We start from the raw sequence: 15470 nt of genomic DNA on the forward strand, positions 1-15470 counted from the left end.
TAAAATATTTTTCCTTTATTTTTGTATCCAAATTGGAAATTAACCTATAACTTAGTTTTTAACCCATTACTCATAACTATTACATCATTTTGTAATGTAAAACCAAATCTAATATAACATTTTTATCTTTTTTTTGCAAATTGTATTACGCGAAATTTCATGGTTTAATCTGTTATTTTTTTGTTAAATTACTCATTATTCTATATTTTAGATAATAATTTTTTACAACATTACCCTTAAATTACTAAATTAATAAGTTAACAATTTTTTTCCGTACTCAAAACATTTATCTAAATCTTGCTTTGCTGGCGCTTCATGAATCACAAATTTATCAATAACATCAAAATCATAAGAAATCATTGTTTTAATCCATTTATCCATGAACTCTCCTTTATCCCAACCATATGAACCAAAAAGAAAACATTTTTTCTTTTCAACTGGAATTATTTTAAATTCAGTTATAAATGGCTGCATTTCATCCGATTCTATAGTATTTCCATCCATAGAAGGACATCCAAAAGCTACTATATCAGCGTCTAAAACATCATTAACTTTTGCATCCTGAACTCTCAAAACTTTCACAATTGCTCCTTGTAATTCTGCACCCTTTGCTAAATGATTAGCCATCGCTTCAACATGCCCTGTAGAACTATAATAAATTACTGAAACCTTTTTCATCAAATTCCTCCTTTAGTAAATATATACATGCGATAATCATTAATGGATTACACCTAGTAATCCATTACTCAATTCTATTTTTTCTTAATGATGCATATTTTATTTATTATGTTTAAAATTTATTATTTAAATACTAAAAATTTTGTTTAAAAAGATTGTCCAACTAATTTTTATTCATTTAACAATTATGTTTTTTGTCTTTATAAAGTAAAAAGCTTTCAGCAATTGCTGAAAGCTCTCATTATTTCTTCTTTATTCTTTATAATTATGGATATTATTTGCTATTTTCTAAAATCACTTTAATAACATTATCCAACCCGTTTTTCAATTTACTTTTTTTCATATTATCTAGATATTCATCTTTATTTTTCTCAATTTTAAGTAATGCTTCATAGATATTTTCACTACTTAAATTATCATCATCTAAAACTATGCTAAATCCATTTTTCTCAAAGGATTGAGCATTCAAAATTTGATCCCCTCTGCTTTGACTCTTTGATAAAGGTATTAAAATATTAGGTTTATTCAAAGATAAAAACTCAAATATGGCATTTGCGCCAGCTCTGCTTATTATAATATCAGATAGTTTAAAAATATTCTTTAATTCATCTGACACATACTCAAATTGTATATAACCTTCATATTTTTGAAGCTTGTTATCTACATTTCCTTTACCACATAAATGAACTATGTTGTATTTACCAGAAATTCTAGGTAACAATTCTCTTATTTTTTCATTGATATTTTTTGCTCCCAAGCTCCCCCCCATTATTAAAATAACAGGTTTATCATTTTTAAACTTACATAATTGCTTACCTAGCTCGGCATCTCCAAGGAATATTTCTTCTCTAATCGGCGTTCCTGTTACAACAACCTTCTCATCTTTAAACCATTTCTTCGCTTCTGGAAATGTAACACAAATTTTATTACAAAAAGGCGTAGCTATTTTATTAGCTAATCCAGGGGTAATATCTGATTCATGGGCAACAACAGGAATTCCTAATATTTTAGCTGCTATAACAACTGGAACAACAACAAATCCACCTTTTGAAAAAACTATTTTAGGTCTTTCTTTTCTTAAAATTTTAAGTGCATCTCCTATTCCTTTTACTACTCTAAAAGGATCTGTAAAATTCTTAAAATCGAAATATCTTCTTAATTTTCCTGAAGAAATTCCATAATACTTAATTCCCGCTTTTTCAATTAATTCTTTTTCTATTCCTTTTTTACTTCCTATATAACAAATTTCAAAACCTATTTTTTTTAATTGCGGTACCATAGCAAGATTAGGCGTTACATGCCCTGCACTTCCGCCTCCAGTAAGTACGATTTTATTTTTTTTCATATATTCTCACCCTAACTTTATATCAATTAATGAAACTTAAATGTTAATTGCATAATAGAAAACTTTCTGAACTAGCGAAGCTAGTTTTAAAAGAAATGTATAATGTAGAATGGATAATGTATAATGATGGATGTTTTGCGCTGCAAAACCATATTTTATTAATCTTTAAAACAATATGTTTTAACTCATTTTATCTTTAGATAAAATATTGAAATTAAATACAAGGTTTTATCCATGATAAAACGAGTAACGCATTATTGTTCAAAGGACAATATAATTAATATTTCTCGAAGAGAAATCTCCTTCATTATACATTTTACATTATCAATTATACATTTAATTTAAGACGAATTTGTTTTTCATTATACCTTAACAATTAAAACAATCCATATATTATATATTATACAGTAAATGTTTCATTAAATGAATATCTTAGAAAACTATTCTTTCTTTTCTTTAAAAGCTACTTTATTGTTACCAATCCTTCAATACACCAATATATTTAATAACAAAATGGATAAACTATTTATATAACAGAAGGGAGGTGTAACATAGTGAGTAAAAACTTAGTTCCTGAAGCTAAAGAAGGTTTAGCAATATTCAAAATGGAAACTGCAGCTGAACTAGGAGTATCTTTTGGAGATTATAATGGGAATTTAACATCTAAGCAATGCGGTTCTGTCGGTGGAGAAATGGTTAAGAAAATGGTTCAGGCTTACGAACAAAATCTATAAAAACAAAAAAGATTAAAAAAAAACTTACATTACAAAAGATAAATTTTAAGGAGGATATATAATGAGTAAAAATTTAGTACCTGAAGCTAAGGAAGGATTAGCAAGATTTAAAATGGAAACTGCTGCTGAACTAGGAGTACAATTTACAGAATATAACGGCAATTTAACATCTAAGCAATGCGGTTCTGTTGGTGGAGAAATGGTTAAGAAAATGGTTCAACAATACGAGCAAAACCTATAATATAGATAAATTTGAAAAATAATAAAAGTAATAAGAGTAATAAAAAAAATTAAAAAATAAAAATAATATTAAAAAAATAATTAAATATAATACAATGGGAACCCTGAGTTATTACTCCTTTGGGTTTCCTTTTAAAATATTAATTTATTATAATAAATATAATTTAAAGGGAGAATAATCTCCCCAAAGCGTTAACATCCTGTAGTAAATGCATACAACATTTCTGATTTTATCATATTTGATAGTTAATTTCTTGCATGCTTTTTAAATTTGCATTAAGAAATTCAATTAACCAAAAGACAAAATCAATACTCAAGGATATTACACTATAAAGAAATATTTCTCCCTTATTTCATTATTGTGTAGTATTTCCAGGATATCTATCTGTTGCTAAGATATTTTCAATACTTTCACATTTGTTAATCATTGCTTGAACATTAGTTAATTCGTTTTGAATCATTTCTTTAGTTCTAGGATTTTCAACTGTTTGTGTTGCATTAGTTAAGTTTTGTTCAATGTTTTTTAGTTCGTTAATTGAACTTTGTACGTTTTGATGAGCATTTCTTTTTAGCGTCATGAGAATTACCTCCATAATCTATTATAATTTTGTACCAAGAAAAAGTCTCTTTCTCTTTGGTACAAAATTAGTATGTGCATTTTAGAGATAATAATTCTAAGTAAATTCTTATTAAAAAACAATTAAATATTACTTACTCTTAAATCTTCTATTTTTAAAATTAAACTTTCTTTGCCGCTAAATTTATTTATACTTGGAAAAAAAGCAAGGTCTAATTTTAAACCTTTAGGCTTTTTAAGTATTTCATTATAGCATACACCAAAAGCTTCTTTAAGTTCATTCATCAAAGTATCAACTTTATTGAATCCAATAGCGTCTATTGTTTTTCTAGTATTCCCGATTTTGCATATTAATTTTAATGTATTTTTATTTTTACCTAAGATTTTTATATCTAATATTTCAATATTTTTTTCAGCAAAAATTGGTTTAGAATTCCCTTTTCCAAAAGGTTCTAAATCACTTAATTCTTTTATTAAATCCTTTGATATATATTCTAAAGGCAGTCTATTATCAATTCTTAATTTAGGAATAATATCATCATCTTTTAATTCACAGTATTCATTAATTTTTTCCCTAAATAAATCTATTTTTTCTTCTTCTATGCTTAATCCTGCTGCCATTGGATGTCCTCCAAATTTATGCAAAATATCCTTACATTTTATCATTTCCTCAAACATATTATATTCATCTATAGATCTACCTGAGCCTTTGGGCATTTCTTTCCCACCTGTTAGTATAAAAGTAGGTAAATTGTAAGTTTCTCTAACTCTTCCTGCTACTATACCTGCTATACTCTCATGGATATCTTTTTTATAAATTACAAGTACTTTATCATTGATTCCAGATTTCAATTCATTGAGAATATTTTCCACATTTTCATTTGTCATATCTTGCCTTTTTTTATTTAACTCAAATAAAATTTTTGCTAATTCTTTTGCTCTATCATCTTCTTCTGTAACTAATAATTCAAAGGATAAATCTGCTTTTTCTAATCTACCAGTAGCATTAATACACGGACCAATTTGAAATCCAATATTATAAGCTTTAATATTATCTTTTTCTACTCCAAGAACTTTTACCAATGCTTGAAGTCCTTTATTCTTGGTTTTACACATCTCATTTAATCCATTTATAGCAATAACTCTATTCTCATCTACTAAATCAACAACATCACAAATTGTTCCTATAGCTGCAAATTGAATTATATCTTTTAAAAATTTATCATCTTTATTAAATTTTTTAAGCAATGCTTGAGAAAATTTAAAAGCAATCCCTGCTCCACATAAATTTTTAAATGGATATTCACAATCAATACGCTTTGGATTAATTATTGCATCTGCTTCAGGAAGTATATAATTTCTTTCATCATTCTCCTCTACAAAAGGAAGTTCATGATGGTCAGTAACTATTACCGTAAAACCCAATTCCTTTGCATACTTTATTTCTTCAAGTGCAGAAATACCATTATCACAGGTAATTATTATATCAAATCCTTCATCTTTGATTTTTTTTATCCTGTTTTTACTCATTCCATATCCTTCTGATTCTCTATCAGGTATATGAAAATCAACTTCAGCATTACAATATTCTAAAGTTTTATATAGTATTGCAGTACTTGTAACACCATCAGCATCATAATCTCCATAAATAAGTATCTTTTTATTCTGATTAATTCCATTTATTATTATTTCTATTCCTTTCTCCATGTCTTTCATCAAAAAAGAATCATGAAGATTATTTAAGGATGTATCAAAAAAACTTTTTATCTTATCGCTTGTATTTATATTCCTGTTTACAAGTACTTTTGTAGTAATACCATATATACCACTATCACTTGCTATTTTTTTTATATCAACATTAGTTCTTCTCAATAACCATTTCTTTTTAATTCTGTCCACATCCTTTCTCAATCTATTTTATTTTAAACCTTTTGATTATGAGTTACAAGTATGGTATTATGTTTTTAATTATCACGCTGTGCGCGTTAATTAAAAACAAATGGATAATTGATAATGGATAATGTATAATGAATGACATTTCTCTTCGAGAAATTTTAATCTTTTTGTTTCTTAAACAAGAGGTTTTACTCGTTTCATCTTGAGATGAAACATTGTATTTGAAGTACAATATTTTATCAGATACTAAAATAAGTAAACCCGCCTGTCCTAAAGAACAATAAAACGTAGTTTCCTGCCCTTATGGCAGAAACATCCATCATTATACATTCTACATTATCCATTCTCAATTTCTTTTAAAATGATGGGGTGTTTTTATGGATAAACTTTTATTTGGAATCTCAGGATTACCAATCGGTCCTGAAGGTTCTAAGTTTAAATATTCTACAGGTATTGAATATTTATCTAACTTTGGTCTTGATGCAATGGAACTGCCTTTTGTTCGTTCAGTAAATGTTACAAAAAAAAATCACGAAGAAATCCTTCAAAAAAAAGAAGAAAATAATTTTTATATATCTGCTCATGGGTCTTATTACATAAATCTTAATGCAAAAGAAGATGAGAAAAAAGAGAAGTCTCTTGAAAGGATTATAAAAGGTGCTGAAGGGTTATCATTAGTTAATGGAAAAAGTCTCGTTTTCCACCCTGGCTTTTACCTTGGAATGGATCCAGATAAAACATACAATGAAATTAAAAGTAATTTAGAAAAACTTCCTTACATTGGAGTGGATTACAGATTGGAAACTACTGGAAAAGGAACACAATTCGGTTCACTTCAGGAAATAGTTCAACTCTCCAAAGACGTTGAAAGTTGCAAACCTTGTATTGATTTTGCACATATCCATGCTAGAAACAATGGATGTTTAAAAGAATATGATGATTTCAAAAGAATTTTTAATTACATCGGTACTGAGTTAGGAAATGATGCATTAAATGATATACATATTCACGTTGCTGGTATTAATTACGGGCCTAAAGGGGAAAAAAATCACCTTCCATTTAAGGAAAGTGATTTTAAGTATGAGTTATTTGTTAAAGCTCTTATTGAATACAACGTAAAAGGCTGTATTATATGCGAGAGCCCGATTTTAGAACATGATGCTATTTTGCTTAAGAAGCTTTATGAAAACAGCCTGTAAGCACGCTTATGCGTTTTAATGTATAATGGAGAATGTATAATGGATAATGATTGACATTTCTCTACGAGAAATTTTAATTTTATTAGTTAGAAAAACAAGAGGGTTTTACTCGTTTCATCTTCAGATGTAACATTGTATGTTAATTACAATATTTTATCTAAAGATAAAATGAGTAAAACCTTTTTCTTCTAAAGAACAATAAGATGTAGTTTCTGAGTTATCAGAAACATCCTTCATTCTCAATTCTCCATTCTCAATTCTCAATTTCTTTTAAATCTCGATCGTTTCCATTCCATCAATAGCTTCATTACAAAGTCTTTCAAAATCAAGAACACTCTCTGATTTTATTATTTCTTTTAACTTTGGTTTTGTTTTAGGGTGCTTTGGTACAAAAATTGTACAGCAATCTTCATATGGTAAAATTGATGTTTCATATGTATCAATTTTTCTTGATATATCCATTATCTCGTTCTTATCCATTGCTATAAGAGGTCTAAATGCCGGTCTATCTGCTATATTATCTGTAACCACCAAACTTTCCATAGTCTGACTAGCTACTTGCCCAACACTCTCTCCACTTGTTACTGAGTGAATCCCATACTTTTCTGCAAGCATACATGCAATTTTCATCATGAATCTTCTCATAATTATAGTTAATTCATCTTTACGGCACATTTCAATAATATCCATTTGAATATCTGTAAAAGACACAACATGAAGTTTAAAAGTTCCTGTGTATTTTTTTAATTTTTTAGCTAAATCTATAACCTTTTCTTTTGCCTTCTCACTTGTATAAGGATGACTATGATAATATACACACTGTAGTTCAACACCCCTTCTAGCCATCAAATACCCCGCCACAGGCGAATCAATTCCACCTGATAACATTAACATAGTTGAACCATTAATTCCGTACGGTAATCCTCCTACAGCTAAAATACATTCAGTGTAAACATAAGCCTTCTTTCTTATTTCAATATATACCATATGATCAGGGTTCTTCATTTTTACAGTAAGTTTATCATTATTTTCAAGTATATCTCCACCTATTTCTCTGCTGATTTCCATAGACTTCATTTCAAATTTCTTATTAGCTCTATTAGTACTTACTTTAAATGTACCACTAAGATCTGAAGTTAAATTTATAGCCACTTTTTTTATCTCATCATATTCAGCGTCAACTTCATAGACGATACACAATTCTGTAACTCCAAATACTTTTTTCACCGCATCTATAGCCTCTTCAACTCTATCACAATCAATAAACCATCTACCTTCATCATTAAATAATTTGAAATTTAATTCTCCAAGGGAACACTTAATATTATTAATAAGTTTATCTTCAAACATCCTTCTATTAAGCCCTTTTAAAAATATTTCTGATGCGTATTTTATTAAAATAAGTTTCCTCATATCTTTAACCTCCTCAAGAACTTTACAGCCTCTGTGAATTTATCGATAGCATAATCTATCTCTTCTACTGTATTTTCTTCACAAAAACTTATTCTTATTGTTCCTTTTATTTCACTTTCAGTAAGTTTCATTGCTTTAAGAACATGACTAGCACTTTCTGTTTTTGAACTACAAGCAGATCCCTTTGAAATATATACACCTTTATCACTCATAGCTCTCACCATAACTTCACTAGGAGTACCATCAATACTTACATTAAGCACATAAGGTGAAATACTTTCACATATCTTAGAATTAATTCTTATACCACTAATCTTTTTTGTTAATCTATCTATACAGTACTTTTTAAGTTCAGTAACTATTCTATAGTTCTCATCAATAGAACCATACATTATTTCTGCTGCCTTAACCATTCCTGCTATAGAATATACATTTTCTGTTCCCGCTCGGAATCCTTTTTCCTGTGAAGAACCATGAATTAGCTGCTTAGGGTTTAATCCTTTTCTTATATAAGTAAATCCTACTCCTCTTGGACCATGATGCTTATGAGCAGATGTTGATAACATATCTATTTTCATTCTTTTAACATCTATCTCATGTTTACAAAAACTTTGGACTGCATCAACATGAAACTTTATTCTTGAATGATTTGTTTTAAGATATTCTCCTATTGCTTCCAAGTCTTGCAAAACCCCTAATTCATTATTCATATGCATAATAGTTACTAGTACTGTATTATCTTTTATTGCACTATTTAACTCCTCTACAGTTATTAATCCCTTTTCATTAACTTTTAATACTGTTACCTCACAACCATTATCCTTTAGATATTCAACTGTATTTTTAACACTTGGATGTTCTATGTTGGATGTTATAATATGATTTCCAGGCTGAACTATACCTTTGATACACAAATTATTTCCTTCTGTTCCTCCAGATGTAAAAACTATTTCACTTGGCTCACAATTAATAAACCCACTAACCTTTTCTCTACACTCTTTCAATTTTTTATGAGCCTTATATCCAAGTTCATGAGCCGAGGAAGGGTTTCCCCAATTACACTCCATAACCTTGGAAATCTCCTCAATTACCTCTTTGTATGGTTTTGTTGTTGCACTATTATCTAAATATACCTTCAATTAAAATCTCTCCTTCTTATATAAAAATTCTACTTTCAAATTTTATTTACATAAATAGTCTATATGAATTTTTATGTAAATGTATTAAAAAAGAACAAAGATAAAAGTTTAAATAACAAATCAGATTGTTTATCTTCCTAATGTCAGAAAAAATTTAATTTGAGATTTGCAACCTTATTAATATTTTTTTCTTTATTAGTTTGATTAACCAAAAGCTTTCAGCTCCGCTGAAAGATATCAATATCTGTTCTTTGCTCTTTATTCTTTCTTCTTTATTCTTTCTTCTTTTTTCTCTATTATTTGTTTTTATCTATATCATAAAAATATCTTTAATTCCGTCGTTTTCAGTAGAACTAATAATTTTAGCTCCTACTGAAGCCCTATTTTTCAATGGAATACTCTCAATTTCAAAATTATCATTTTTACCGTTTTTATATTTAACAGTTAACACTTCATTAGATGAATCAGCACTTAAGAAAGCAACATACTCAACTGTATCATCTTCTTTTAAACTAATAGATGTTACCCCTTTAGCATTCTTACCAAGCATACTTAAAGATTCACCTGTGAATTTCAATACTCTTCCTTTTGAGGTTATTACAATTAAGTCACCATCTTTATCTATTTCGGTAATTTCAGGCTTTAATAAGTAATCATCACTTAATACTTTTGTTGATGTTACCCCATAGTTTTCTAATAAGATTTCCTCTGTTTTACATCTCTTTATTAATCCTTTTTTAGTAGGAAGAATAATCTGTTTACACTCATCAAACTTTGAGAAGTTATGTAGTAATATTAAACTTCCGAAGTTTTTATGTTCCGGTATAAACATATCAAGCTGTACATTTCCTTCAATATTTTGAAGCATATAAGATGGTACAGTTACCATGTTTCCATTTTCAAATATGAAAAGTAATCTACCATTTGTTTCTGTATAGCTCTTAAATCCGCTTCTTTTCCACTCTTTAAAAACTTCTCCCTTTTTATTTACTGTTATTGGGAATGTTTCAAAAACAAATTCTTCAGATAAATCTATCTCTTTTAAATAATCCCCATCTGGAATAGAAATAACACTTAAAAGAACAGAATTTCTAGTTGAAGCTTCTATTTCCGGTTCTTCAATTACATAATTTAACCCTCTTGATGTAATTACTTTGATGAAATTCTTTTCTCTGCTTCCTTCAACAAATTTAACATCCACAAGCTTGTCGTCTTTCTTAACATTTACAGAAGATATCTTTGCATAATTTGATTTAAATTCACTTAATGGCACAGATCTCATTCCACCATTTTTGCTAAAGAACATAAATTCTTTATCATCTGTATAGTTTTTAATAGAATAAACTGCTATAATATTATTTTTCTCGCTATCAAAGCCTTTTATTAGTGAATCTAACTTTTCACCTTTATCCTTCCACTTCTTCTCTGGGATGTCAATTCCTTGGATACGATATGAGTTCCCGTCATCAGTAAAGATTATTATGTTATCTTTAGTATTACTATGTATAACATCAATATTATAGTCACCTTCTCTATACTCGATATCATTAACATCCCCGCTAGTTCTATTATAAGATTTTAATGGAATTCTTTTTACATAACCCTCTTTTGAAACTGTAATAACAATATCTTCAATAATTATTAGTTCCTCAGTATCAATTTTGGCATCTTCTTCATTTTCAATTATCATTGTTCTTCTATCATCAGCATATTTATCTTTGATTTCAAGAATTTCTTTTCTAAATACTTTTAATAATTCATTTTCACTATTAAGAATCTTTTTATATTTACTGATAGCTTTTTGCAATTCATCATGTTCTTTTTGGAAGATTACAATTTCAAGCCCTGTTAATTTATATAGCATCATTTCAAGAATGGCGGTTGCCTGCTCATTGCTAAAACCAAATTTTTCCTGCAAGTTAGTGTTTGCATCTTTTTTAGATTTTGATTCTCTAATAGTCTTAATTACTTCATCCATTATACCAATAGCTTTAATCAGACCTTCTACTATATGGAATCTAGTTTCAGCAACCTCTAATGCCTTTCTAGTTCTTCTAGTGATAACTTCTTTCTGGTGATCCAAGTAATGTGACAGCATACTTTTTAAATCCAAAAGCTCAGGCTTACCGTCAACCAAAGCTATCATATTAAAATTAACATTGCACTGTAAGTCAGTTTTTTTGTATAAATATTTTAGTGTTTTCTCAATATAATTTCTATCTGCTGATTTTTTAAATTCAATTACAGATCGTATACCATGCCTATCAGATTCATCTCTAATATCAACAATCCCTTCTAACATTTTTGAATGTTTCTTATCTCCGGTCATGTCTGAGATTATCTGAAGCAACTTAGCTTTGTTCTTTCTATAAGGAAACTCTGTTATAACGATTCCCATTCTTCCATTTTCAAGCTCTTCAATTGTTGCTTTGGCTCTCATAGGAACTCTTCCTTTACCAGTTTCATATGCATGCTTAATGGATTTTGATCCAATAAGCATACCTGCCGTTGGTAAATCTGGTCCTTTTATGTATTCCATCAATCCTTCATTAGTTAAATTTCCATCTTTAGAAAGGGCTACTACACCATCAATAACTTCCCCTAAATTATGAGGAGGTATGTTAGTTGAAAGTCCAACAGCAATTCCGAAGGCTCCATTTACTAATAAGTTAGGAAATCTTGCCGGTAAAACAGCTGGTTCTTTCTCTGTATCAGAGTAGTTATCAACCATATCAACTACATCTTTATCAATATCCCTTAACATCTCCATTGATATTTGAGATAATCTCGCTTCAGTATAACGCATCGCAGCCGCACTATCTCCATCAACACTTCCCCAGTTTCCATGGCCATCAATTAATGGATTCCTAGTACTAAAATCCTGTGCTAAAATTACCATAGCTTCATATACAGAAGAATCACCATGTGGATGATATTTACCTAAAATATCCCCAACAATTCTCGCTGATTTTAGATACGGCTTATCTGGAGATGCTTTTAAGTTATATGCACCATATAAAATTCTTCTATGAACTGGTTTTAATCCATCCCTTACATCTGGTAAAGCTCTGTCCTTTGCAACTTCAACTGCGTATGGAAGATAATTTTCTGACATAGCCTCATCTAGTGAAATTTTTAATATATTATTATCTTTAGGAACGTTATATTTCTTACCCATATTTCCTCCTATCCCGGTTTATAAAATACAGCTTACACATGGTATAAGCTGTTAGAATTCTCCGTATTTATATAAATAGTTCTTTCTAGGTTCAACAATATCTCCCATAAGAAGGGAAACCATTTTCTCTGCTTTCGCTGCATCTTCTATTGTAACCCTATAAAGAGTTCTTGTTTCAGGATTTAATGTTGTATCCCATAATTGATCCGCATTCATCTCTCCAAGACCCTTAAATCTCTGAATATTTACCCCTTTACCCATTTCTTTTTTAATCTCTTTAAGCTCTTCATCATCAAATGCATATCTAATATCTTCATTTTTCTTTGTTTTCTTAGATACTTTATATAAAGGCGGCTGAGCAAGGTACAAATATCCGTTAGTTATTATTTGTCTCATATATCTATATATATAAGTCATCCATAATGTTTTTATATGATATCCATCCACGTCAGCATCACTTAATATTACGATTTTATGATACTTCAAATCTTTTTCATCAAAATTATCTAATATACCTGTACCTACAGCTGTATTAAATATCTTCAACTCTTCATTACCGATGACATTTTCAATTTTTTGCTTCTCAGTATTAAGAATCTTTCCTCTTGATGGCATTATAGCTTGGAATCTTCTGTCTCTAGCTTGTTTTGCAGAACCACCAGCCGAATCTCCCTCTACAACAAAGAACTCGCATAGTTCTGGTTCTTTAATTGAACATCTTGCAATCTTTCCTGCTAGTGGAGACGTCCCTTTACCTACTTTTCTCTTCTCAGCCTCATTGATCTTCTTAATTTTTTCACGTCTAGTAGCTGCATTTATTGCATTTCCAATAATAATTGAAGCAGTTTGAACGTTATCTTCAATCCATTCATTGAATTTCTGAAAAGCAAGTTCATTCATAAATGTATAAGCTTCAGTATTTCCCAGTTTCGTCTTTGTCTGTCCTTCAAAAATTGGATTTGTTATTTTAGTCTTAAGAATTGCAGTCATTCCTTCTCTTAAGTCTGCTCCTTCAAAATCCTTATCTTTTATTAGGTTTAATTTTTTTGCACCTTCCTTAAAAGCTCTTGTCATTCCGGTTTTAAAACCTGTTTCATGAGTTCCAGCTTCTGTTGTTGGTATATTATTTACATAAGATGCTATATTCTCAGAAGAACTATCAGTAAACTGTACGCACACTTCACCTGAAAGTTTCATTCCATTTATCTCTTTTTCACCACTGAAAAGAATTGGCTCTTTATTCAAAACAGATTTGCTTTCATTTAAATATTCAATAAAATCAAGTAATCCCCTTTCTGAAAGATATTCCTTTTCTACTACTTCTTCTTTTCTATAATCTTTTAAGTATAATCTTACACCCTTATTTTGGAAGGATAATTCTTTTAATCGTTGATCGATAATATCGAATTTAAATTCTGAAGTTGAAAACACTCTTTTATCAGGCATGAATGTAATTTTAGTTCCAGTACCTTTACTCTTACCTATAATCTCTAATTCAGTAACAGGCGTACCAGGCATTTCTTTATTCATATCTTTATCAAAAGCATATTCAAATCTCATTTTATAAACATTACCATTTTGCTTAACTTCTACTTCAAACCATTCAGAAAGGGCATTTACAACTGCTGCTCCTACTCCATGAAGACCACCAGATGTTTTATAATTCTCGTTATCAAACTTTCCACCTGTGTGTAATTCAGTGTATACCATCTCTACTCCAGTTTTCTTCTTTACTGGATGTTTTCCTGTTGGAACCCCTCTTCCATCATCTGTAACAGTAACACTTCCATCTTTATTCAATACCACTTCTGCTGTAGTACCAAATCCATTAGTTATCTCATCTATAGCATTATCCAATATCTCCCATATACAATGGTGAAGTCCTCTTGATCCTGTTGACCCTATGTACATTCCTGGTCTAATTCTAACAGGTTCTAATTTTTCAAGAGAGGTTAGTGCTGTTACATCATAGATATTGATATTTTCATTATTGCTACTCATATATCTAACCCCCATTCTCGAACATTTATTCGTCTATTTTATTATAATTACTATCTAACCATTTTTCAATATCTTTTGCAGCTTTATTTATATCATCTATAGTTAATCGAAGTTCGTATTCGTATTTATCTGATGTATTTGTATACATAGGATCATAATATGTTTCCATTAGCTCCATTGTAACTTCTTTTATTTTTCCTTCGTTTAACTTCTCTTTATAATACTCAGCTTTCTTTTTACCCATATATTTTGCTAACTTATCAAGAGCTAATGAAATCTCTTCTAAGTAATTTACATTTTTAGTGTACTCGCGAATAATAATCTCACTTCTAAACTCCAAACTAGCATCAATAAAAATATGCTTACCAACTTTCATTTTATTATGTACGTATTCTGGAACAAATACACTACCAATCCTTCTGCTTTCAGCTTCAACAAAAACATATTTACCACCTTTGTTTCTAGACAATTCTTCATGTATATATGATTCAAACATTTTCTGAGAATTACATTTATTAAGACCAACACTTCCAAGTAATGACCCTCTATGATTTGCTGCTTTTTCTAAATCTAAAACCGAATATCCATCTTCTTTTAGTTGTTTTAGAATCTCTGTTTTTCCTACACCTGTATTTCCATGTATGACTATATATTCAACAGAATCATTTAATTCCACTAATTCTTCCATCACAACTTTTCTATAGGCTTTATATCCCCCTTTGATTCTTGAAACATTTATACCCATTGAGTTTATAAATGTTGAGATAACCCCACTTCTCATTCCGCCTCTTGCACAGAATAATGTTATATCCTTATTAGTTTTTTTTAGTTCGTGAATTTCTTCGAAAAAATGTAATAGCTTTTTTGATGCATACTCTATTCCCACTTTACTTGCTTCATAAGCGCTTTCTTGCTTATATAGGGTACCAATTATTTTTCTTTCTTCGTCATCAAATATTGGCATATTAATTGCTCCTGGAATAGTTTCTTGCTTATATTCTCCTGGACTTCTAACATCAATGAATAGTCCATCTCTATTTATTTTTTTATATTCTTGAGGTAATAACATG

Annotated in this window: 12 protein-coding genes; 3 read left to right on the forward strand and 9 right to left on the reverse strand. The window is 29.3% G+C overall.

The features are described 5' to 3' along the window. Positions 1–249: 249 nt before the first annotated feature. Both OW730_RS17570 and OW730_RS17575 read right to left on the reverse strand, forming a co-directional pair. Positions 250–678 (reverse strand): flavodoxin, encoded by a 429-nt coding sequence (locus OW730_RS17570; protein WP_271225354.1) that lies wholly within the window; start codon positions 676–678, stop codon positions 250–252. 274 nt (positions 679–952) lie between these two features. Then, a complete protein-coding gene (locus OW730_RS17575) occupies positions 953–2023 on the reverse strand; it encodes an undecaprenyldiphospho-muramoylpentapeptide beta-N-acetylglucosaminyltransferase (RefSeq protein ID WP_271225355.1) in 1071 nt (356 codons plus the stop codon). Positions 2024–2577: 554 nt separating this feature from the next. Here OW730_RS17575 and OW730_RS17580 point away from each other — a divergent pair. Then, positions 2578–2757, forward strand: a complete 180-nt coding sequence (locus OW730_RS17580; RefSeq protein ID WP_271225356.1) for an alpha/beta-type small acid-soluble spore protein — start codon at positions 2578–2580, stop codon at positions 2755–2757. A 61-nt stretch (positions 2758–2818) separates the two neighbouring features. Then, on the forward strand, positions 2819–2998 hold the full coding sequence (locus tag OW730_RS17585; protein WP_271225357.1) for an alpha/beta-type small acid-soluble spore protein: 180 nt from the start codon (positions 2819–2821) through the stop codon (positions 2996–2998). 355 nt (positions 2999–3353) lie between these two features. Here the strand turns inward: OW730_RS17585 and OW730_RS17590 are convergent, their stop codons facing one another. Both OW730_RS17590 and recJ read right to left on the reverse strand, forming a co-directional pair. Further along, positions 3354–3575 (reverse strand): hypothetical protein, encoded by a 222-nt coding sequence (locus tag OW730_RS17590; protein ID WP_271225358.1) that lies wholly within the window; start codon positions 3573–3575, stop codon positions 3354–3356. A 122-nt stretch (positions 3576–3697) separates the two neighbouring features. After that, entirely contained in the window at positions 3698–5464 is a 1767-nt protein-coding gene (recJ, locus tag OW730_RS17595; protein ID WP_271229591.1) for a single-stranded-DNA-specific exonuclease RecJ, read from the reverse strand. Positions 5465–5847: 383 nt separating this feature from the next. Between recJ and OW730_RS17600 the strand changes: the two genes are divergently transcribed. Further along, entirely contained in the window at positions 5848–6669 is an 822-nt protein-coding gene (locus OW730_RS17600) for a TIM barrel protein (protein ID WP_271225359.1), read from the forward strand. A 270-nt stretch (positions 6670–6939) separates the two neighbouring features. Here OW730_RS17600 and thiI read toward each other — a convergent pair whose 3' ends face one another. The 5 genes from thiI to mnmH form a co-directional block, all read right to left on the reverse strand. Then, entirely contained in the window at positions 6940–8082 is a 1143-nt protein-coding gene (thiI, locus tag OW730_RS17605) for a tRNA uracil 4-sulfurtransferase ThiI (protein ID WP_271225360.1), read from the reverse strand. Further along, positions 8079–9221: a cysteine desulfurase family protein gene (locus tag OW730_RS17610; protein ID WP_271225361.1), complete on the reverse strand. Its 1143-nt coding sequence runs from the start codon at positions 9219–9221 to the stop codon at positions 8079–8081. Before OW730_RS17610 ends, thiI begins: the two co-directional genes overlap by 4 nt. Before the next feature lie 310 nt (positions 9222–9531). Then, on the reverse strand, positions 9532–12399 hold the full coding sequence (locus OW730_RS17615; protein ID WP_271225362.1) for a DNA topoisomerase (ATP-hydrolyzing): 2868 nt from the start codon (positions 12397–12399) through the stop codon (positions 9532–9534). 51 nt (positions 12400–12450) lie between these two features. Further along, complete coding sequence (locus tag OW730_RS17620; RefSeq protein ID WP_271225363.1) at positions 12451–14400, reverse strand: DNA gyrase/topoisomerase IV subunit B; 1950 nt, start codon at positions 14398–14400, stop codon at positions 12451–12453. Between the two features lie 25 nt (positions 14401–14425). Next, positions 14426–15469, reverse strand: a complete 1044-nt coding sequence (mnmH, locus tag OW730_RS17625; RefSeq protein ID WP_271225364.1) for a tRNA 2-selenouridine(34) synthase MnmH — start codon at positions 15467–15469, stop codon at positions 14426–14428. Between the last annotated feature and the right edge of the window lies 1 nt (position 15470).

Source organism: Oceanirhabdus sp. W0125-5 (assembly GCF_027938815.1).
Taxonomy (GTDB): Bacteria; Bacillota; Clostridia; order Clostridiales; family Clostridiaceae; genus Oceanirhabdus.

Coding starts and splice junctions, on each gene's coding strand:
- OW730_RS17570 (WP_271225354.1), bottom strand. CDS start 678: ATGAAAAAGGTTTCAGTAATTTATTATAGTTCTACAGGGCATGTTGAA.
- OW730_RS17575 (WP_271225355.1), bottom strand. CDS start 2,023: ATGAAAAAAAATAAAATCGTACTTACTGGAGGCGGAAGTGCAGGGCAT.
- OW730_RS17585 (WP_271225357.1), top strand. CDS start 2,819: ATGAGTAAAAATTTAGTACCTGAAGCTAAGGAAGGATTAGCAAGATTT.
- OW730_RS17590 (WP_271225358.1), bottom strand. CDS start 3,575: ATGACGCTAAAAAGAAATGCTCATCAAAACGTACAAAGTTCAATTAAC.
- OW730_RS17600 (WP_271225359.1), top strand. CDS start 5,848: ATGGATAAACTTTTATTTGGAATCTCAGGATTACCAATCGGTCCTGAA.
- thiI (WP_271225360.1), bottom strand. CDS start 8,082: ATGAGGAAACTTATTTTAATAAAATACGCATCAGAAATATTTTTAAAA.
- OW730_RS17615 (WP_271225362.1), bottom strand. CDS start 12,399: ATGGGTAAGAAATATAACGTTCCTAAAGATAATAATATATTAAAAATT.
- OW730_RS17620 (WP_271225363.1), bottom strand. CDS start 14,400: ATGAGTAGCAATAATGAAAATATCAATATCTATGATGTAACAGCACTA.
- mnmH (WP_271225364.1), bottom strand. CDS start 15,469: ATGTTATTACCTCAAGAATATAAAAAAATAAATAGAGATGGACTATTC.